The following is a 22,047-nucleotide window of genomic DNA, read 5'->3' as shown; positions in this document are numbered from 1 at the left end:
AAAGTCGAGTGATCTTGTGGTGTTACCTGTTTTTCTAGCCGGACCTATATTGAGGCGGACAACCCAAGATGAGGTCTGTATTTGGGCAGTTACCTCTAAGCCTCTTACAGCAGATTTTACTTTGTACCAAGCTGAGCAGGACGACGCATTTTATGAGGCTAACTTTGCCGACCAAAAACAGATCCAACTTGGCGATCATTGCTATGTCGTGATGGCACAATTTAAAGGCGATGCTCCCTTCCTCGTCGACACGCCGCTTCAATACGACATCGTCCTCGACGGTCATTCAATGCTCTCATCACTGGAGGGGGTTCTTTATGGCGATGAATCCCGCCCAACGTTTGTCATTCCCTCAAGAGCAGAACACATCGCACACGGCTCCTGCCGCCATCCTCACCACCATTGTGAAGATGCCTTGGCTGCGCTCGATATAAGCCACGAACACACACCTATAGAAAAGCGGGCAAATTTGCTGATCATGACTGGCGATCAGATCTATGCCGACGACGTTTGCGGCCCTTTAATGTCTGCTATTCGACAGACTATCAGTCTACTGGGCATGAAGAATCAGGAGATGAAAGGGGATAATATTCGCTGGTGCAGTGAATTATCGCCAGACAAAACGCCTTATTACAGCCGCACCGAGATACTGCCATTCAGCGATATTAACCACGGGTTAATAAAGCGGCTTTTCAAAGCCAAACCTGAGCCGGTTTTCAGTTCCCGCACCACTGAAAATCATCTCATCAGCTTCAATGAGTTTATTGCAATGTACATGCTGGTGTGGTCACCGGAATTGTGGCAGCACATTGAAATTGAGAAAACAGTTCCCACCCTTTCCCAGGAGCTTCAGAAAAGGTGGGATATTGAGCTGGCAGAATTAGCACGCTTCCGCACTGGTTTGGTCCACCTGCGAAGACTGTTTGCTCATATTCCGACCTATATGATTTTCGACGACCATGACGTCACGGATGATTTTAACCTCACCGTTGGCTGGGAGCGCGCGGTCAACAACTCGGCGTTCGCCCAAGGCATTATCACCAACGCCATGATGGCCTACTTTTTCTGCCAGGGCTGGGGAAACCAGCCAAAAGCCTTTACCCAAGATTTCTGGACGCCTTTACAGACTTTTCTTGATTCACCGGATCCAGCCACTCTTTACGCTATGACTCAAGTGATGCACCATTTTGAGCAATGGCATTACACTATTCCCACCACGCCCAAAGTAGTGGTGGTCGATACCCGCACACGTCGTTGGCGCTCTGAGTCAAGCTATAACAAGCCATCAGGTCTAATGGACTGGGAATCTCTAATGGACTTCCAACAAGATGTTTTCAATAACGATGCAGTGGTGGTGGTCTCACCTGCCCCCATGTTTGGTGTAAAGTTCATTGAAACTATCCAGCGTATTGTGACCTTTCTGGGCCATCCACTCGCCACAGATTCGGAAAACTGGATGGCTCACCCTGGTTCAGCGAATGCTCTGCTAAACATCTTTAAACATCCCAAGACACCAAAGAACTTTGTGATCCTGTCTGGTGACGTGCATTACTCCTTTGCATATGACATTCGTATGCGTTTTCGGAAAAGCAGCCCTCGGATCTGGCAAATCACCTGTAGTGGTTTAAGGAATCAGTTCCCTGAACCGTTTCTGTCGATTTTTGAATGGCTGGACAGAAAGCTATTCTGGCCAGAATCCCCGCTCAACGTTTTTACCCGAAGAAAACGCATGCGCATCGAGCGCCGCAAGCCGGACAATGGCAGTCCCGGGCTCCTCGTCAACCAAAGTGCCGTGGGTGTTGTAAAGCTCGATCAGGACGGCGCACCTAAATACATTGGTCTTCTCACCGGCAAAGGAACACGTGTGGCCTTCCACCCTTGCGAGGACACAGATAAAGAGGAAGAGTTCCTCAGCGCCGACCTCTCGCGCTGACGATTTCCCCCATTGGGATTGACTTGGTGAGGCCAGTAAGAAATACTCCGCTCCCCATTTCCTTAGCAATGAGTGCTGATATGTCGCGCCAACTTCAATATGTCTATAAAGGCGAAACAAAAGTGATTACCTTCTCTTACCAGAAGCATCGCTCGCCGCATGAAGCCGCCGCGGAAGCAGAGGGTATCGATTTAACTGCATTCCTGAAAATGGAGCTTCAGTTGGAAATGGTGGCTGATGGTAAAGCAGTGAAAAATCACAGAGACAGCTACTTCAGTAAATTGGGTTTTGGCAAAATCACTTTGCTGAAAAAAGAAGCGGAGTCCATCAAGGACAAACGCTGATATCTATAGGAATATCCAGCAAAAAGGTGCTTTCAGCGCCTTTTTAGTTTCTGTGAAGTAACCTTTACCCTTTCTGTTAAGACCTTAGTACCTGTCTGCCAGCTCATGTTCAAACGTTACTTTGGTGATGATTTTCACAGCGGTTTGTATAACTACTGCTGCACTATGTAACAGTACTCTCCTCGATAAGAATCTATTTCCTCTCAGGCAAAACCAGCTATGACTGCCTACGCTTATCTAACGACCGATAGGAAGTTCATACATTCGGCTCAAAATTAATACAAAGTCCTTATTATGCGTTGGGTATTCTAAGTGCGAAAACTGGCTCAATATATTGTTTTCCCTTCATTGAGATCAACTTGGGCTAGAACAAAAAAAAACGACAAGTTGACGCTTAGCTAAGTCGAACATGGAAGCTTCACCAATGCAAAAAATACTAAAAAACCTCTTTTTATTCTTCGCTATTTTTTCCGGGATAACACATGCTTCTGTGGAGAAAACACAGTCTTTTGAGAAGACGCTTAGCGGCGTTCAGTCCATCCTTTATTCTGTTCCAATAAAAGCTCGGGCCCTACTCAGTGAGTTAGAAAAAGTCGAGCTGAAACAAAACCAACCGCTGCCTCTTCTGGTTCGGTATTACCTGCAAAAGGCCACGGTTGATCTTTTACTGAACGACCCAGAAAGCGCTATCACAGCAGCAAACAGTGGTATCGAATTGGCGAAAAACGACCCGCTTTTAAAGGCGGATCTCTATCTGATGCAGCTTCGACTTGGACAAGCGCGAATTCTTCAAGGCGAAGAAGCCTTGGTGCTCGACCAATTAGATAATTTACTCTCAGAGTCTAAGAAGCTGAATAACCCATCAGTGACTGCAGAGATCCTTTTGGTTAAAGGTGAAGCCTACAAAGCACAGAACGATTACGACGTTTCCATGGCGGCGTTTATGAGCTCGTTGGAAGCGGCTAAAGCCACGCAAGATGCCCTATTGGTTGAACGCATTGCGTCAAGTCTGGGTGGCACACTGGTTAAGCTGAATGGATTCGATAAAGCTTCCCTCCTACTCGACAAGTCTTATCAGTTCTTCCGTGAGCGAAAGATGTCGTTCAATCAACTCCTGGTTAAGCTCGATATGGCGGAGTTGGCTAAAAAGCAAGGCGACAAAAAGCAGGCTTTACTTGAATATAAGCAGGCACTGCAGATTGCTCAGATATTAGGTGATGGTTCCCACCGTTTCCGCATCAACCTCCAAATCGCCGATCTCTTGCTGCAATCCGGTGACACTAAAAGCATGGCCCGCTACCTCAAGCAAACTGATGCTTTACGTCAGCGCGAAACCATTCGCTACTACATCAGCAAATACAACTACCTGAAAGCTAATCAAAGCCTCTTAAGCGGAAACTTTCAGGGAGCCATTGACCTGGTGACTCCCCTTATTACGGGACAGACAGAACTCGCGCGTCTTTATCGCACCGAGATTGACTTGTACTTGGTAGCATCAAAAGCGCACTTTGGTCTTGGAGACTACAAAAATGCCTACCTGACCCTATTGGATTACCAGAACCGCTTTAATAACTTCAGCGCAGATGAGCAGATAGATAATCTCGAACGCCAACAAATGCTCTTCAATCTGGAAAAACTCAAGGCAGAGAACCAACACTTGAGTTGGAATAACGTGCTGCAGACACTTGAGCTAAAAACCAATGAAGACAAAGTAGAATACCTAAATGTACTGGTTGTAGCAGGTGTCCTAGCCACTGTGGTCGCTACATTGGCAGCACTATGGATTAACCGCCGACGTGCGCGCTGGGGAAAAATCGCCAACACAGACAGTCTGACAGGCCTGTACAACCGACGTTATCTAAGCTCCCAACTCGATATCTTGAAGTCAGGGATGGCAAACGATGGTGATCCTGTTTGCTGTTTGCTGCTTGATGTCGACCACTTCAAGAAAGTGAATGACACTCATGGTCATCCCGTTGGCGATAAAGTGCTTACCGGTATTGCAGAACTGTTTAAAAACAACCTACGCCGGAACGATATCTGCTCCCGCGTCGGTGGTGAAGAATTTATGCTTCTACTCCCAAGCAGCCACCTAGAGCAAGCTCAGTTGATTGCGGAGGATTTGCGTACGCGTATTAGTGAACTTTCGTTCATGACAGAGCAGGGTGATGAGTTCAGTGTCACTGCCAGTTTCGGTGTATCAGCGGTGGATTCCAATCAGTCACTATCCGACATTTACAGTGAGGTTGATAAGCTGCTTTACCGAGCAAAGCAAAATGGACGAAACCGTGTAGAAAGTAGCGGCCAAAACAGTTCAGACAACAGTACGGAGCAGGCAGCAGAAGACGCCTCTTCAATGTCGGATAAGTTTTCACAACTTAGCCGGGGTATACGCCGACTGAAATTCCGTTTTGCACAGCATTTCTCGTGAAGCTACCAACATGAGGTAAGATTGAGGGGTGACGGATAAATCGGACAACAATGGAAGGGACCCCCTAATGAAAATAGCAATCTTCATTGCAGGAGCCATACTCTCAACCTTTGCTCCCTTGGCAGCGAACGCAGACACCATTACTTCTGAAAAACACACCTTCATCATAGACAGCGTCGCACAGGGCCTCAACCACCCCTGGTCGCTCGTCTTCCTTCCAGACGGTGACATGCTAGTTTCCGAACGAAATGGCGCTCTAAAGCGCGTTAGTTCTGAAGGCGTTATGACGAGCATTGAAGGCTTGCCTGAGAACCTGGTTTATCGTGGGCAAGGCGGCTTATTGGGGCTTGCTCTTGCTCCCGATTTTGAGCTCTCAAAACGTCTGTACATAGCCTATGCCGAAGACGGTGACTTTCGGAAATCCGGCACTGCAGTGTCTTCCGCCATCCTCAATGACAATACGCTCTCCCACGTTACGCTCCTGTTTTCCCAAAAGCCTAAACTGGCTGGCGGCCGTCACTATGGCGGAAGATTGCTAGTAACAGACGAACATCTTTTTATCGCACTGGGTGACCGCGGTAACCGAGACAAAGCCCAACAGAATGATTCACACATTGGCACTCTTATCCGGTTGAACCTTGATGGATCAGTCCCTTCTGACAACCCATTTGTTAGCGATAGTAGCAGCTTCCCGGAGATCTATTCCTATGGTCACCGTAATATTCAGGGTATGACGCTGGACAATGACGGTAAAACCCTCTGGACACACGAACACGGTCCGCAAGGAGGTGATGAACTGAACCCAATAACAAAAGGTAGTAACTATGGTTGGCCCACTATTACCTATGGTGTGAATTACGGTACGGGTAGCAAGATTGGTTCAGGCACTGAGCAGGCAGGCATGGAGCAACCTGTTCATTACTGGGTTCCTTCAATTGCCCCCTCCGGGATGGACATGCTTTCTGGTGCTAAATTCGACCAATGGAAAGGCGATATTCTGCTTGGTTCCCTAAAGTTCGGGCTTTTGGTTCGGCTGGATATAGAAAATAGCAGGGTAATGGGTGAAGAAAGGCTACTGGATGGCAATTATGGGCGCATCAGAGATGTGGTCGAATCCCCTGACGGTGATATCTATCTCTTAACAGATTCCTCAAATGGCGAAATTTTAAGGTTATCGCCAAAACACTGACTAACTTGCTTTTATTTCAGTCACTTGAAAACAAAAGTGTAAAGAAAAAATTACAAGCATAGATTTCAGTTCCTGCTGAGAAATCAGCTTGGTTTTGGAAAAGAGTCTCCAACAAATTTGTGAAACTTATTTCATTACATAACTAAAGTGATACACCGCCCAGCATTTAATAAACCTTACAGAAGCGTTGGACATCCAGTGATCGTGCAGACTATAGTCAGCGCATACAAACAAAAACAAAGATATCTTTGCTTGCTGAAAAAGACAAAACCCCGCAGTGCGGGGTTTTGTCTTTTTGACGGACACGCAGCCAGAATTCACTCTATCTTTCTGATTTAAATACTTGTATAGCAACGCACATACTTATTCTATCAAAGAGGTACACGACATCCTCTTTAGCAATTCGATGGTGTTGCTTACAGATGGCTTGGTGCCTCTAGACGAATCACTAATCTGAAAACGCAATATGGAATACAGGAAGTAAAAGAAACCCTTGGTAACCCCCAAATAAAAAACCCGACAGATCGCCGGATTATACAAACAAGAATGTATACCCAAACAACCTAAAGATACAGGATTCACCGAGATTGACTGGCGTTGTGATCGCGACGTTCCTTTGTAGGTGCAGTCATCTCCATCAAAAAAGAACAACAAAGAGCACGGCGTCAGTCAATCTCGTCCGAAGGGAGGCCTTCAATGCGCCCACTTCTTCGTTAAATCCCACGGAAATAGAACCACTATTCCTCGTGAAGTTTGCCTCGAATTGAACGCATTGATGACCTCTGACTGCGAGCATCTTCAGGTCGTGGGTATACTTGTTTATTTCTTCGCGGTTTTGCTCTGCAGCACCTGATGCATAACTGAAGTCAGCTCGTTGTCAGGGTCACCAGAGAGCTCCCAAGTGAATACACCTGCCAGTCCCTTCTGCTTTGCCCATTCCGCTTTCGCTTTCACTGAACGCGCATCTTCGAAAGAGATAAAGACTTTCTTCTCCGGGTTCCAAAGATATGGCGCATGAGAAGCTTCATCATAGCCGTATTGGTAACCTTCAGATGGGGTATAGTTTTGCTTCAAATCCCAGTACATGAAGTACCCTGGCTCACCGGTACCAAAGCTTGCGCCTTTTTCGGAAGCCAAGTCAGATGTTGGTAAGCTGCCATCAAATTGAGATCCTTCCCAACCGCGGCCATAGAATGCCGCTCCAAGCACCAGTTTTTCTTTCGGAATGCCCAGCTCAATCATCTGATTAACAAACGCATCGGCCCCCATGCCCCACCAACTGCGGTCAGTCGCATGCAAATTCGCCAGATGACCAGTTTGCGTACCCCATCCACCAAGGAAGTCATACGTCATCGCGAACATATTTGTCAGCTTTGGCGCAGCAGCTTCCCAATCGATTTGTGCTGCTTTCGGGCCTACGCCCACTGCTGTAGAAAGCTCATATTCACGGCCGGTTTCTGCAGACAGTGTATCAAGTTCGTCACGAAGCAAGGTGACCAATATTGTAAAGGCCTCGCGCTCCTGCGTTTTCACCTCGTCTGACAGCTTAGTTTCCGGGTTCCAAGGAGATGTTGTTAAGCCGCCACCGCCAGGGTATTCCCAGTCCAGATCGATACCATCAAAAAAGTCATATTCAGCGATTAAAGCAACAGCAGATTTCGCGAACTGCTTAATACTGGCATCGTCTTTTGCCATCGCATGGAAAGGCTCTGACATAGTCCAACCGCCGAATGAGGGCAGGATCTTCAAATCAGGGTATGCTTTCTTAAGCTCGGCTAACTGAGCAAAGTGCCCTTTATAAGGGACATCGACAGAAACATCGCCGAAATCTATTTCCATGGCTGCTTCTTTATCAACGACGATGGCAGAGTATGGAGCCTGCCCTTCACAGGCTTTAGCAACCTGTTGTTGAACGAGCTCAGATGCACCAGTATGAGGGCCACACATGCTGAGGAACGCATATATAATATGGGTCAACCGGTCTGCTGGAATATCTTTCACAGTGTAGGGATTATCAGCATTGGCATATTGCCAGTCTGCAAAATAGCCACCCACAACGTTATTTTCCGCAAACGCTGGGGCCGCTAAACAGGCACTCAGCGCTGCACCTGCTAGAATTTTGTTCATACTATCTCCTTGTAAGCCACGTTCTTACAACCAATCAACCTGAAGATGCAGGATTCAACTTGCCCGAGGGGAGGCCTTCAATGCTGCGCCCACTTCTTCGTCAAATCTCACGGAAATAGAATGACTATTCCTAAAGAAATTCGCCTAAAATTGAACACATTGTTGGCCTCTGAATAACGAGCAATGTCAGGTTGTATGGATATATTGCCGAAGCCACTCAATTCATTGATGACTAAGACATAAGTGGATAATTATTAGTCGAAGTGGTTTTTTGAAACTGATGTATTCGTTCCGAACAGGACCTTCATAACAGTTAGGTTACAAAGTTTGCGAGTATCTTGTTTTTTGACGATAAAACTGGACCTTGGGTCTACATAAACTTGTACTACAGCGCACAGTTTTTCGACAACGAAAATCAAAGTATGGAGCGAATTCAGCGTAAAGGAATTCCGTTTTACACATTGAGGGGTTATGCTGCGGCTAGTTTGTTGAAAATCAGCTTATTGTTACCAAGCACATCATTTCAACCCGCCAACAAGCTGGCTGCGAATTGAAGCTTGGATAGTTACAAGGAAATCACTTTGAGCAATAAACTCATCAGTATCGATTTGTTTTTTGTTATCGAAAAACTCTTGCCGGGCAAGCGCTCTGTTGAACTCTTCAGAAACAATAAAAAGCACCTACCCGTCACCACACTGCCTCTTGAACACTGTGACTCCGGGTCTGCACTGCAACTGGCGCTTTTTAAATACTGTAGAAATTACGCTGCCTTTTCACAGGGTCAACCCTTGGCAGATGAGTACGCCATCGACGGTAAAGATGAACAAATCGAACCCGCGACCAGCATAATTGCTGCCTTTATCCGTGGCGGCTACTGGTGGGTGGAACATTATCATGAGATTTATCGCAACGATTGGAGCGAAGATCAGAAAGCGCGTTGGCTTCGGGATTTTAAACTGTTGGTTCAAGCCATCATCGGAATAGGAAATATCAGCAAGGCTGAGTGGTTAATAAGCAATCACAGTGCCGTTAAGGCGCTAACCTACAACACACATATCTCCCCGTTCCTACAGCACTATGATTGACCTAAAAAGCTGCCTAGTGCAGCTTTTTTTGGTCACTCGCACAAAAAACCTCTACCCCTCTTCTTCCTGTCGCTGATTCGTCATTTTTTATGACTACACTGATCTGTTTTACGGTTCATACTGATTTAACGGGTGAAAAGACTTAATCGCTATCAATACGAGCGCTACGCGATCCTCTGTCGGGACGCTTATCCCAAACACTTTGACCACGTCCAGTATGGCTTTTCAGAAAATGGACGTAGGGATATTCACAACCGATGGGGGAAAACCATCATTCGCGTTTTATGGCGCGAAGACGGCGATGCCGTTATCGTGTTCAAAGGCTCACAAAGCGTTTGGGATTGGCTGTTAAACCTAATTGTGTTGCCAAGTAAAGTCGATGCCCCGAAAAACGCAGGACACGTTCATTGGGGTTTCCAGTTTCTGTTGCGCCAACCCAGCACCTCCAGACGTTTCGTCATCGACAAAGACTACTCTCGACTTTCCCCAGGCCAACAAGCCGAATTTCAGCACTCTGAAGAAATTAATCGAATTGAAGGCATCAGCGTGATGGAAAAGCTGGAATCGTGTGCTGCAAGATTAGTTTCGCAAGGTAAGCGCTTGACGCTCACTGGTCATTCCTCGGGTGGCAGCATGGCCATTATTGCCGGTGAGATACTGGAGCAGAAATATCCTGGGTCGATTAAACGTATTGTTACCTTCGGGCAGCCAGCCACAGGGTTCTGGAGTTTCAAAAAACGCTATCGCTTGAAAAACCGTACTTACCGGATTTGCTGTGATGTCGACATAGTCACTTTCTTGCCAGGTATTCCTTTAATGTTCTGGCATGTTGGCGAGCTCTTGTGGCTTCATAACGACAAGATTTACCACAATATGCCTTCCCTTATCCGCATCATCAGGGTATTAACCAGTTGGCTTCTGCGCCCTATCGCCTATCACTTCATGGATAAATACATCCGGCGCAAAGACTATTTTGATAAGCATTAGAGATTTCTTAATTAGAAAAAAGAAAGAGATTCTCACTCTCGTCGTGAGTTTTTTAGTTGAGAAACTGGATAATATTTAGCTTATCAAATAGCAAGAAGACAAAGAAAAGTGGTGTCAACCTGTTAAACACATCAGACTTTAATTAGTCTTTGTCTTTCTATTCCTACAACGTTCCCTCATCAAGTCACCATACATTTCCACCACTTAAAAGCCATGCGACTTATAAGTTTCTCCCTAAAAAACATCAAAATAAATTTCGTTTAAAAAATGAGAAGTAAATGAGCCATTTAAACATTTAGGCTCTGCTCACGGTTGAGCAACATGTGCCTGTTTGACCATCTATACAATCCAAACGACTAAGTATGCCCAGCTGAAGCGACCAAAAAGAATCGCGACAGATGCGTTTTAAGTAGTTTGGCCACACTAACGAAAAAGAAATGGATATAGGTATCTTTCACCGTGAAAAAAACTCTGATTTCAATGGCCGTATTGGCCGGCGTTTTAACATCAGCACAAGCGGCAGCAAATTGTGTAGGTAACGTATATTCAATGAATGCCGGGCGTAACCATGTTGGCGTTCTTTTGGATGTTCAGGAGTTGGACAAAATGACTGGTGTTTACGCCCAGGACGCAGTTAACCGCACGACCTACCATTCTCGTGCACTATTTAGCGGCCCTGCAATGTCCTACGACCGTCAGACTGAGCGCCTTTATTATGCGAACGCTCCACAGCCAGCCAAATTTTATGTCGACATCCCAACAGGCGACTTCACCGCTGAAGAATATGCAGCGCTGGATATCCATGCCAAGAAGATCAAACCTTATCAGTTGGCTTACATGGATCCTGCCAGTGGTAATCATGTTGCTGGTCCAACCGTAGACCGTCAGATCATGCGTATGGCGTTCCACCCAGATACCGGTGTACTTTACGCATCTGACACGACTAAGATTTTCAAAATAAACCCAACCACCGGTGAAACGACTGATATCGGTACTTTTGACAGCAACCTGCGATCCGGCGGCTACTCTAGCTGGGGGTCTTTTGTATTCTACGAAGGTGAGCTACTGTTTGTGACCAATGGCCGCACCTTCGTGATCGATACCACCACAGGTGCACAAACGCTGAAAGCGTTCCACTTTATCGACTTTATCGCATCAGCGACGCTCGACCAAAACGGTCAAATGCTGGTTGCGGCGAAAAACCAGAACGTTTCAGGCAATGTGAACAGTAATATCCTTTACCGCATCAAGCCTTCTACGGGTGAGAAAATCAAAGTTGGTTTATTCCCTAGCCGCATCAGTGCAATGGGTACTGTGACATCTGAAGACCATACCTGTTATCCAAAGACGATTTTCCCATCTGATCTCAAGCCAGAAGTACAAGGCATCACACTTGCTTCATCTTCAGTCAGCGAAGGTTCTACGGCTTACTTTACCGTCAACTTTGATAAAGCTACCGGAGAAGCAAATACTAAACTCCGCGTAGCACTGAAGAATGGCTCTGCGGTGTTGAACAGTGACTATCGCAACACAGTGACTTTGCTGTTCTCTGACGGCTCAACAGGTTCAGCAACCATCTCTTCGACACTGACTGAAATTGCCCTGCCACAAAGTGTAGATTCGGTTCGTATTGGCGTATCGACGATCAATGACTCTACTCATGAAAACAATGAGTATTTCACGCTGCAAGCTTGGGTGAAAGACGATAAGAGCGACGTAGATTCTGCGAGCGTTACCATTGTCGACAACGACCCAGATGTGGATACTCTGCTGACAAACGCAGCAAATAATAGTGGTGTAGCATGGCACGGTAGCCGAGGTGGTAACTGGGGTACTAAAGACCAGTGGATTCGAGGTGTACACGCTAATATCAACGGTACTATCCCAGCAGGTACAACGCTTGAGTTCTTCCAAACTGGCTCGCACCTGAGAAGCATCACTATCAATGGTGGCGGTAAGTACTATGAACAACATTCAAACCACGAGCGTTACTACCATCATGGTGATATCGCCTGGGCACGCCTGAAAGGGTCAAACGGCCGCTACTACAACATCCGCACTGGTCACCGTGCACAACTGCACGCGAACAAAAACGTAGATTGTTCGAATGGTTGTTGGTCACGCATCTACAACTAATCAAAACGTAAAAAGAAAAAGGAGCGATTTATCGCTCCTTTTTTGTATTTAATCACCGCTTAGCGCGCTGCAAAAACTTATCCAACTCATTGGCAAATTTCTGTCTTTCCTGCTGACTCATGGTTGCGGGACCTCCGGTTTGAATACCGCTTGAGCGCAGCGTATCCATAAAGTCGCGCATATTCAGTCGTTGGCGGATATTTTCCGGCGTATACAGCTCTCCTCGCGGGTTTAACGCTACCGCCGACTTCTCTATCACTTCTGATGCCAAAGGGATATCTGCGGTGATGACCAAATCACCTTTTTCGACACGTTTGACGATCTCGTTGTCTGCGACATCAAACCCTTTTTCAACCTGAAGGCTTCGGATAAAACGGGATGGTGGTGTTCTCAAAGGTTGGTTAGCCACCAACACACATTCGGTTTGGGTACGGTCTGCAGCGCGAAACAGCACTTCCTTGATCACGGCCGGGCAAGCGTCGGCATCAACCCAGATTCTTGGCATGTCTTTTTCCTGTCTTCAATGTTGCCTGAACATTAGCAGCGAGCCTGCCCTCTAGCAATGCTTTACTCATGCTTTCCACGTTCTTGGCTGGCGTAGAAAGCAGCGATGCCTTTCATGTCCTGATCACTCAACACTGACATCTGCTGGCACATTATTTTACCCATTGCACCAGTGCGCTCTCCCGCTTATAAGTACTGGGTATTCTGACCATTAATGCGAGGGTAATCCTTCTTTGGTGTGTGGCCAGTTTCTCCGTGGCAAAATTGACAGGTGTAAGCCTTTTGCTTTCCTATAACAGGATCACCCTCTCCTTCTATTGCCCTCAAATGGGTTGATAACAGCACTGCACAAAGCGTTCCCAAAAATCTCAGCATCGTTTATTCCTCATCTTGATTCATGCTAAAGATGCCGAACTTCTAGTAAAGGGACTTTGTGTCCGATCAATTCTGCTGTCTCGTCGACTTTGATTTGCGCAAAAACTCATACTAACACTAAAAAGTGAAATCAGACGCATATGGATATGCCCAATACTTATTTATCAGTGCATAGTTCTCGATACTGACATTTACATTTCATTGAGAGTTCACGAACTTTTAACAATCGAATCTCAGAATTCGGTTCCGGTAGATACCCAAACGCAAGGAGAACCTGCGTTTGGGTAAATCACACGATTAATTAATAAAATCATCTGGAAAGGAAGTCATCGTGAGCAAACATATTGACCAACGTCAACTGGACAGCGAGCCAGAGTTTAACCGTTTTATTGACGCGGCGATGAATCGTCGTAATTTCCTACGTGCTGCCGGTGCAGCGGGCTCTGTAGCTTTCTTCGCAGCAAGTCCAGTAGCACAAGCGGTTGCTGGTTCAATGGACAAGAGCAAGCTGATGGGCTTTAAGGCCATTCCTGCTTCTACTGCTGATACGGTTGTTGTTCCAGAAGGCTATGTTGCTGAAACAATGATCTCATGGGGTGACGCACTGTTCCCCAACTCACCAGAGTTCAGTCAGTCTAACGATTCAAAAGCACAGGAAATGCAGTATGGTGATAACACTGACGGCATGACCTTCTTCCCGCTGTCTGATGACCGCGCGGTACTGGTCGCAAACAACGAATACACCAACAACGAATACCTCTATACCCATCAGGGTAAAAACATCTCTGCCGATGATGTACGTAAATCTCAGGCTGCACATGGTGTTTCTATCATCGAACTGGTAAAGAAAGATGGTAAGTGGATGCCAAATGTTGAAGGTCGACTGAACCGTAAGGTAACCGCATACACCCCAATGGAAATGACAGGCCCCGCACGCGGTAACGACTTACTAAAAACGGCTGCAGACCCAGAAGGTGGTGAAACCATTCTAGGTACCTACAACAACTGCGCAAACGGTCAAACGCCATGGGGTACTTACCTTGCATGTGAAGAGAACTTCAACGGCTACTTTGCGGCTTCTGAAGAAGTGGATCTGGGGCCGACCTATAAGCGCTATGGTGTGAAAGATAAAGATTGGGGCTACGACTGGTGGAAACACGACGAGCGTTTTGACGTTGCCAAAACACCTAATGAACCGCACCGTTTTGGCTGGGTTGTCGAAATCGACCCCATGGATCCCAACTCCAAGCCGAAGAAACGCTCAGCACTGGGTCGTTTCAAACACGAAAACGCAGCGCTAACTATCAATAAAGACGGTCACGTTGTGGTTTACCTCGGCGATGACGAGCGTGGTGAACACCTCTACAAGTTCGTTTCGAAGAACAAATACAAACCAGGCACTCACGCTTCAAACCGTGATCTGCTGGAAGAAGGCACGCTCTATGTGGCGAAACTCGACGGCAAAGAAGGCGAACTGAAAGGCAAAGGTGAGTGGGTTGAGCTGACTTTCGGCAAAAATGGCCTGACACCAGAGAATGGCTTCAAAAGCCAAGCAGAAGTATTGATCTTTGCCCGTGAAGCAGCGACACAAGTTGGCGCGACCACCATGGACCGTCCTGAGTGGGTTGCTGTTCATCCAGACAACAAGCACGTGTTCTGTACTCTCACAAACAATAAGTACCGCGGTGTCCGAGAGAATCAGCCTGTAAACGTGGCAAATCCTCGTGAGAAAAACCCGTATGGCCACATTATTCGCTGGCAACCGCAAGGCGGCGACCACACTGCATCTGATTTCAAATGGGACATCTTTGTGATGGCAGGTAACCCAGAGAATCAGGAAGGCCTGATGGCAGGCTCAGCAAACGTGAACAAAGACAACATGTTCAACAGCCCAGACGGTATTGGTTTCGATGGCGCTGGTCGTCTCTGGATCCAGACAGACGGTAAGTACTCCAACGAGGGTAAATTTGCGGGTATGGGGAACAACCAAATGCTCTGTGCAGACACGAAGACCGGTGAAATACGTCGATTCCTGACAGGCCCAATCGCATGTGAAATCACAGGCTTAGCATTCTCTCCTGACTATAAAACCATGTTTGTAGGTATTCAGCACCCAGGTGAAGACTTGGCACCATCCCACTTCCCTGATGGTGGTGATTCTGTACCACGTTCAACCGTGATGCGTATTACCCGCAAAGATGGTGGCGTAATAGGCGCATAATCGTTCACTAAGTTGAATCACTGAATACGGCTCCTTTTCGGAGCCGTTTTTCTATTCATGGCATTTCAAAAAATCCTTCGGCGCCCTCCCTCTTTTAGGAGAAAGATGTATCGTGAACAAACATTAGCTGCAAACAAATTAGTTGTTAATTTCACAACATTAAGTCCTCTAAATAAGATTCACGTTTCAGTGCAGAGAAGTTGAAATCTATTCCTTTATTTATCAAAGAAAATAATATTCGTCGGTGTTAGGATGCTTTATTAGACATTCTTACAACTTGATGTACAGAATATTTTACTTCAGTCGTCACTTGTCAGCCTGTCCCAGAATTCAAAAACTAGGTGTAAAAAATTTTTAAGGACATAGGAGCCAGGAAATGAAAAAGACACTGCTATCATCACTCGTATTAGCAGGCACTTTTAGCATGTCAGCTGCCTCAGCAGAGTGTGATGGTAACCTCTACACCATGAACGCAGGCCGAGGCGATGTAGGTGTGCTTGTGAACGTTCACGAAGGCCTTGCCCGGAGCATCACTCGCCAAGAGTTCCACACAGAAGCAGCTAACCTCGTAGAGATAAACTCTCGCGCGCTATTCAGTGCTTCTGCGATGGCTTACGATGCAACCAATAACCGCATTTATTACACCAGTACGCCAACACCGGATGAGTATTATATTGATGGTGTTGAAGACGGTGAATTTACAGAACAGGAGATTTCTAATCTCCCATTCCTGCACAAAACGCATAAACCCTATGAGTTGGCGTATTTTGATGTAGCATCGCAAACTCACCACGTAGTTGGTTCAACCAAGTATCAAGTTTGGCGAATGACCTTCGACCCAGAGACTGGAACGCTTTACGGTTCCGATATCCGTCGACTGTTCACCATCGATCCTTCGACTGGCGTGCAAACTTTGATCGGTAATCTGGATTTGAATATTCGTCTTGGTGGCTACGCGAACTGGGGTGATTTGATCTTCAAAGATGGCGAACTTCTTTTCGTGACTAACACCCGCGTATTTAACCTCAGCACCGAAGATGCTTCAGCAACCGTGAAGTTTTTCCACCACGTTGATGAAATCACAGCTGCTACGCTTGATCAGAACGGTGAAATCTTGGTTGCGGCTATGAACAACAACGTGACGGGTCATCAGAACAGTACCAATTTTTGGGTGCTGGATCCGACCACTAATGACCAAAACTTTGGTAGCCAATCACACGCTGGTTTGGTGCCAATGCGTATTGATGCGATGACACGAGTAACGGCGGAAACCGATACCTGTTACGCGCCGAAGTTCCTGCCAAACAAAGCAGCTTAATTGAAACTAAAAAGCCAACCTCTCGGTTGGCTTCTTTTATGTCTCACTGTGCGGCATCAAAGGCAAAAAGAAGTGAAACACCCACGCCGGCCCAATCAATAGAAACTGCACATCTTTAAAGAAAGAAGGCTTTTTACCTTCGATATGGTGCCCGACGAACTGCAAATTGGTGAATACGCCGTTGCACATCGTCATCCCAACCAAATAACGCTTCCCCTTCCGCCTGCTTTTTCACTTCAAGCAGAAACTCATAGTCTTCGATGGTTGCCAAACGGTGCGTTATTGCCTTCATATCGATTTGAAAATTTCCAAAACCACAGGAACAACCGACAATACCAGCAAGATCGCCATAAAGTAATTGAAGGCCTTGCGACGGGCGGCGGATGACAACACTCGTTTCAATGCCGAACCAAACAATAACCAAATCCCCACGCTGGGAAATGACACCACAAAAAATGTCGTGGCAATCGTCAAATTCTGGGTATAGTAACCTGCACCTAAAGTGGTGAAGGCTGCAATCGCCCCAGTTGCTACGACCCACGCTTTGGCGTTCACCCATTGGAAAAGCGCGCCTTTCATGAAAGTCAGTGGTTTGGCTTCAGCGCCGCTTTCTTCAATCTCACCAGAGCGGGCAATTAAAAACGCAAGATAAAGAAGATAAGCCGTACCAACACATTTAATGATGAAGTGAAGCTCTGGAAACTGTTGGAAGATTTGCCCAAATCCAACGCCCACCAGAAACAGCATCAGCGCAAAACCAAAGCAGATCCCACACATCAGCGGTAGGCTTTTCTTCACGCCGAAGTTGGCGCCAGAAGACATCAAAAGAAGGTTATTTGGGCCGGGCGTAGCAGAGGCTGAGATCGCGAATAGCGTTACTGCAATTAGGTAGTCCATATCAGTCATCACCCCTTAGTGTCGGTGTCCTTATAACAACAACCCGAAGACAGAGTGTTCTGCGGGTTCAGGTAAAGGCGACATTGTTGCTCGCTAAGGGATTTTCAAGTGCTAGGTTCATTTTTGATTGCTTTCTTTGAGGAATAGATAGAAAGGTAAACCAAAAGCCACGCCGATCGTCAATGTACCCGCGATCGCCCAACCGCGAAGTCTTACGTTGTTATCCTTGCCATCAACCACGATGAAAACGATAAGCGCCACGCCCGCGATGATGACATCCAGCCACGCCATCATGCTGATGGGGTTTGCCATCGCATCTGCAAGAAGCAGAGAAACATTTAGGCCATTCTCCACCAGCCAAACTCCAAAAGCAGCATAGGGAAACAGTGCCCCAAGAACGGCAAGAATGAAGTAGATGATCGCCAAGGTTATTCTCCTTTTCTGTTAGAGTCTGCTGACACTAAGTCCATAGATCGCATGGTCCACCACACGACCGTTTAGATTCTCGTTACGGGTGATGATCCCTTCAAGCACAAAGCCAAGGCGTTCAGCCAGTTTCCGACTTGGCAGATTCTCCGTTGCCGCCGCGATTTGGATTTTTTCCATTTCCAACTCTTGGAAAGCGATATCTATCAACGCCTGAACACAGCGAGAAGCAATGCCTTTTCCCTGAAAAGATTCACTCAGCCAATAGCCAATTTCCACTTTCTTGAGCTCGTGGTTAATTGAGTTGAAACTGATATTGCCAACGATCTCGTCCTGATACACCATGGCACAAGTCAAGGATTTTCCCTCTGCGTAATCATGAAGCGCACTTTTTACGAAGGTTTCGAAAAATGCCTCACCATTGGCATGGGGTGGCCAAGCAAGCCAATGGGACAAATACTCTCGCTCGCGGCAAACAATTTCGTAATAGTTTTTTGCAAAAGAGGGCTGAACCAAGGCAATAGCAAGGTCCTCAGTAACTTGACGTGTAAACATAGGCTCTATACCTTCTATTCTTTGATTGACCGCTCTACGAGTTAGCGTTTGTAAGCCCTTAGATCGTAGCGAGTATGCATAGCGATCTTCAATGTTGTCTTCATAAGGGTTGACACGTAGACAAACATAACATTATGTAATGTTAATGTTCATAAAGACCCCACACGATATTTACCCTCTTTATCAACAAGTAAACGAGAGCTTAGCAGAGTACATCAAGCCAGACACAGAGCCATTCAGTAGTTTAGAGATAGTTCGAAACCTCGATGAGGTTTCCATCAGGATCTCGGAAGTACACTGATTCAATCGCTCCGGTTGCCCCTGTCCTTTTTATGGGCTCTTCCAGCAACGCTACATTTTCCCTATGTAGATGGCTAATTATCTCGTTCAGAGGCGTCTCAGCGATAAAGCAAAGGTCGGCGCTTCCGCATTGAACATGCTGCGCGTGCGCTCTGAATTCATGCCCACAGTGGTGGAGATTGATATTCTTATTTGCCTCGAATTGAACGCATTGATGACCTCTGAATGCGAGTATCTTCAGGTCGTTTGGGTATGTAAAAGCGAGTGACCATTCGCAAACCATATGAAAACTGAATATTTTTCAGTATTCTTAATTTCAGAACAAAGCAATTAAATGCATATAAGTAAATAAACAGCCAAAATAATCGATTAGAAAAGAATTAATTTTCTATTAAAATAATTCAAAAACCAAAAGATACAGCTCTTACTTTTCACTCAACATTCCATTTTATATTAGTCACTTAATGAACAATAAAAAGTAAACGTGGCTACACTTTCGTTTTTACCAATCATAGCCATCGAAATATTCCCTTTTATCGATTGGGGTTTTCATTTCTATAATTAAAAAATGACGAATAATTAGTCAATCTTAGATCGATAACATAACCCACACTCTACAAGAGAAGATACAACCATCTAAAGTAAAAAGGGTTAGACAACCACCGTTATTTCATACAGCGTAAATCGTAGTGGGTAACACGTGCTTATAAATTAATACAAAATCAATTTTTCATTAGATGAAAAAAATAAGTCTGAGCTTTATTTTTTAAACAATAGAAGAATCTCGTTCAGAAAATTCATCTAATTCGAATTTTCTGATGAAGATTGAAAATGGAAAATCCAATTAACTTTTCAATGTTAATAAACAACTCACGAAAAGAAAAAAACAGTTGGCATGACCAAAGGAGGCAATTATGTTTAAACGTACCCTACTCTCCATAGCCCTTACTGGAGCGCTAATTTCAGCGCCGGCCATGGCTCAGGGAGAACCAAAGTCCAACCAATTCTGGTGGCCTGATCAACTCAACCTCGCTCCACTCCGTGACCATGGTCAGGAATCCAATCCTTATGGCGAAAGCTTTGACTACGCATCTGCATTTGAACAACTCGATCTCAATCAAGTGAAGAAAGACATCTCCGATGTACTCACCACTTCCCAGCCATGGTGGCCAGCGGATTATGGTCACTACGGGCCTTTCTTCATCCGTATGGCTTGGCACGCAGCCGGAACTTATCGTGTTCATGACGGACGTGGCGGAGCCGGTGGTGGTCAACAACGTTTTGACCCACTGAATAGCTGGCCGGATAACGTCAATCTCGACAAGGCTCGCCGACTGCTTTGGCCGGTGAAGCAGAAGTACGGGGCAGCAATTTCTTGGGCTGATTTAATTGCGCTGACCGGCAACGTAGCGCTAGAGTCAATGGGCTTCAAAACCTTTGGTTTTGCCGGTGGACGTGAAGACGATTGGGAACCGGATCTGGTGTACTGGGGGCCGGAAGAAGAAATGCTCGCAGATGAGCGACGTGACGAAAACGGTAACCTGAAAGAAGGGTTGGCAGCCGTTCAAATGGGCTTAATTTACGTCAATCCTGAAGGCCCAGGCGGTAACCCTGATCCGCTTGCTGCAGCGAAGGATATTCGTCATTCATTTGGTCGCATGGCGATGAATGATGAAGAGATCGTTGCCCTGATAGCTGGCGGTCATACCTTTGGTAAGGCTCACGGCGCGCACAAACCGGAAGAGTGTGTGGGCGAGGCCCCGGCAGGCGCACCGATTGAGGACCAAGGCTTTGGCTGGAAAAGTAAGTGTGGCGATGGCAACGGTAAAGACACCGTTAGCAGTGGCCTGGAAGGTGCGTGGACAGTCACTCCCACTCAATGGACCACTAACTACTTAGACAACCTGTTTAACTTCAACTGGGTGCTGACTGAAAGCCCGGCTGGTGCAAAGCAGTGGATTCCAGATAGTGACGCAGCAAAACTCCTGGTGCCGGATGCCCACGATCCGACCAAACGCCATGCGCCCATCATGTTTACCACTGATATCGCTATTAAAGAAGACCCTCAATTCCGCGCTATTGCAGAACGATTCCGCCAAAACCCGGAAGATTTTGAACTGGCATTCGCTAAAGCCTGGTTCAAGCTTAACCACCGCGATCTTGGCCCTCGCGCCCGTTATATTGGTGCAGAAATCCCAGAAGAAATTCTGGTATGGCAAGACCCAGTGCCAGCTGTTGACCATCTGCTTATCAACAACAAACAGGCTCAGGAAATCAAAACCGCTATTCTTGAAACCGGCCTGACAGTACCTGAGCTGGTGAGAACCGCATGGGCTTCTGCTGCAAGCTACCGTGGTACTGACATGCGAGGCGGTGCAAACGGCGCGCGGGTTGCTTTGCAACCTCAAGTTGACTGGCCGGTAAACAATCCAAAAGAACTTAAGAAGGTCCTAAAAGAACTCACCAAGGTTCAGACAGCTTTCAATAAAAATGCCGGCGACACCCAAGTTTCTCTGGCTGATGTAATAGTGCTAGGTGGTGATGCTGCCATTGAAAAAGCGGCGAAAGCAGGTGGCGTCGATATCTCAGTACCGTTCAACCCTGGTCGTACTGATGCAACGCAAGACATGACTGATGTGGCGTCATTTGCGGTGCTTGAACCAACGGCTGACGGTTTCCGAAACTATTATGATGCTGCAAGTAACTATCGCTCTCCTGCGGAGATGCTGGTAGAGCGTGCTGACCGACTCACGCTGACAGTGCCAGAAATGACTGCTCTGATTGGTGGTATGCGCGCCATGAACGCCAATAGTGATGGTTCGAGTAATGGCGTATTTACGGATAAACCAGGTACTTTGAATAATGCTTTTTTTGTGAATCTGCTGGACATGTCTAACGCATGGGCACCTTCTAAGACTGAAGAGGGTATCTACGTGGGTTACGATCGCGCTAGCGGCGACCAGAAATGGACGGCCACACCCGTTGACCTCATCTTTGGCTCTAATGCAGAGTTGCGCTCGATAGCGGAGGTTTATGCCTCCAATGACGCTCAGCAAAAGTTTATTGACGACTTTGTTCAAGCTTGGACAAAAGTGATGAATAACGATCGTTTTGATCTTAACTAATCCATTAATGCATAAGCATTTTTCGCGCCGTCTTTGACGGCGCTTTTTTTGCCAACAGCCCCAAAGTCCATCCTTTAAAGACACGGCAACAATG

Annotated in this window: 16 protein-coding genes and 2 pseudogenes; 10 read left to right on the top strand and 8 right to left on the bottom strand. The window is 46.5% G+C overall.

The features are described from left to right. Positions 1-19 precede the first annotated feature (19 nt). From VP504_RS21725 to VP504_RS21710, 4 genes are all read left to right on the top strand, one after another. Positions 20-1,933: an alkaline phosphatase D family protein gene (locus VP504_RS21725; RefSeq protein WP_325895463.1), complete on the top strand. Its 1,914-nt coding sequence runs from the start codon at positions 20-22 to the stop codon at positions 1,931-1,933. Positions 1,934-2,013: 80 nt separating this feature from the next. Beyond that, positions 2,014-2,277 carry a DUF2960 family protein gene (locus VP504_RS21720; RefSeq protein ID WP_062711788.1) on the top strand — a complete coding sequence of 88 codons (264 nt, stop codon included), beginning with the start codon at positions 2,014-2,016 and terminating at the stop codon, positions 2,275-2,277. 424 nt (positions 2,278-2,701) lie between these two features. Then, positions 2,702-4,708 carry a diguanylate cyclase gene (locus VP504_RS21715; protein WP_325894111.1) on the top strand — a complete coding sequence of 669 codons (2,007 nt, stop codon included), beginning with the start codon at positions 2,702-2,704 and terminating at the stop codon, positions 4,706-4,708. Between the two features lie 67 nt (positions 4,709-4,775). Then, positions 4,776-5,897 carry a PQQ-dependent sugar dehydrogenase gene (locus VP504_RS21710; protein ID WP_325895420.1) on the top strand — a complete coding sequence of 374 codons (1,122 nt, stop codon included), beginning with the start codon at positions 4,776-4,778 and terminating at the stop codon, positions 5,895-5,897. 819 nt (positions 5,898-6,716) lie between these two features. On the opposite strand, the gene VP504_RS21705 is transcribed toward VP504_RS21710, so the two are convergent. Then, positions 6,717-8,024 carry a glycoside hydrolase family 18 protein gene (locus tag VP504_RS21705; protein ID WP_325895419.1) on the bottom strand — a complete coding sequence of 436 codons (1,308 nt, stop codon included), beginning with the start codon at positions 8,022-8,024 and terminating at the stop codon, positions 6,717-6,719. A 581-nt stretch (positions 8,025-8,605) separates the two neighbouring features. Here VP504_RS21705 and VP504_RS21700 point away from each other — a divergent pair. The 3 genes from VP504_RS21700 (at position 8,606) to VP504_RS21690 (ending at position 12,232) form a co-directional block, all read left to right on the top strand. After that, the gene (locus VP504_RS21700) at positions 8,606-9,109 is read left to right on the top strand and encodes a hypothetical protein (protein ID WP_325895418.1); all 504 of its coding nucleotides are present in this window, start codon (positions 8,606-8,608) and stop codon (positions 9,107-9,109) included. Between the two features lie 132 nt (positions 9,110-9,241). Next, entirely contained in the window at positions 9,242-10,096 is an 855-nt protein-coding gene (locus tag VP504_RS21695; RefSeq protein WP_325895417.1) for a lipase family protein, read from the top strand. Positions 10,097-10,576: 480 nt separating this feature from the next. Beyond that, on the top strand, positions 10,577-12,232 hold the full coding sequence (locus VP504_RS21690; protein ID WP_325895462.1) for a YncE family protein: 1,656 nt from the start codon (positions 10,577-10,579) through the stop codon (positions 12,230-12,232). A gap of 52 nt (positions 12,233-12,284) precedes the next feature. On the opposite strand, the gene VP504_RS21685 is transcribed toward VP504_RS21690, so the two are convergent. Further along, positions 12,285-12,737, bottom strand: a complete 453-nt coding sequence (locus VP504_RS21685) for a YaiI/YqxD family protein (RefSeq protein ID WP_325895416.1) — start codon at positions 12,735-12,737, stop codon at positions 12,285-12,287. A gap of 62 nt (positions 12,738-12,799) precedes the next feature. Next, a pseudogene (locus VP504_RS21680) lies at positions 12,800-13,111 on the bottom strand (c-type cytochrome). Positions 13,112-13,511: 400 nt separating this feature from the next. Here VP504_RS21680 and VP504_RS21675 point away from each other — a divergent pair. Both VP504_RS21675 and VP504_RS21670 read left to right on the top strand, forming a co-directional pair. Beyond that, positions 13,512-15,332, top strand: a complete 1,821-nt coding sequence (locus VP504_RS21675) for a PhoX family protein (protein ID WP_325895461.1) — start codon at positions 13,512-13,514, stop codon at positions 15,330-15,332. A gap of 376 nt (positions 15,333-15,708) precedes the next feature. Beyond that, on the top strand, positions 15,709-16,650 hold the full coding sequence (locus VP504_RS21670; RefSeq protein WP_325895415.1) for a hypothetical protein: 942 nt from the start codon (positions 15,709-15,711) through the stop codon (positions 16,648-16,650). 36 nt (positions 16,651-16,686) lie between these two features. Here VP504_RS21670 and VP504_RS21665 read toward each other — a convergent pair. The 5 genes and pseudogenes from VP504_RS21665 to VP504_RS21645 form a co-directional block, all read right to left on the bottom strand. Further along, positions 16,687-16,815 (bottom strand): annotated as a pseudogene (locus VP504_RS21665) (Mpo1-like protein); the annotation flags it as partial. After that, complete coding sequence (locus VP504_RS21660) at positions 16,784-16,942, bottom strand: hypothetical protein (RefSeq protein WP_442788944.1); 159 nt, start codon at positions 16,940-16,942, stop codon at positions 16,784-16,786. The gene VP504_RS21660 and the pseudogene VP504_RS21665, both read right to left, overlap by 32 nt. After that, positions 16,939-17,547, bottom strand: coding sequence for a LysE family translocator (locus VP504_RS21655; RefSeq protein ID WP_062711914.1), 609 nt, complete (start codon positions 17,545-17,547; stop codon positions 16,939-16,941). The genes VP504_RS21660 and VP504_RS21655 overlap by 4 nt, the downstream gene beginning before the upstream one ends. Positions 17,548-17,664: 117 nt before the next feature. Further along, on the bottom strand, positions 17,665-17,973 hold the full coding sequence (locus tag VP504_RS21650) for a DUF2834 domain-containing protein (RefSeq protein ID WP_325895414.1): 309 nt from the start codon (positions 17,971-17,973) through the stop codon (positions 17,665-17,667). 18 nt (positions 17,974-17,991) lie between these two features. Beyond that, positions 17,992-18,528, bottom strand: coding sequence for a GNAT family N-acetyltransferase (locus VP504_RS21645; protein ID WP_062711746.1), 537 nt, complete (start codon positions 18,526-18,528; stop codon positions 17,992-17,994). 1,214 nt (positions 18,529-19,742) lie between these two features. Here VP504_RS21645 and katG point away from each other — a divergent pair. Further along, on the top strand, positions 19,743-21,953 hold the full coding sequence (gene katG / locus VP504_RS21640) for a catalase/peroxidase HPI (RefSeq protein WP_325895413.1): 2,211 nt from the start codon (positions 19,743-19,745) through the stop codon (positions 21,951-21,953). The last annotated feature ends 94 nt before the right edge of the window (positions 21,954-22,047 follow it).

The organism is Grimontia sp. NTOU-MAR1, assembly GCF_035758505.1.
In the GTDB taxonomy this organism is placed as follows: domain Bacteria; phylum Pseudomonadota; class Gammaproteobacteria; order Enterobacterales; family Vibrionaceae; genus Enterovibrio; species Enterovibrio marinus.
This window is presented reverse-complemented; position numbering and strand designations above follow the sequence as displayed.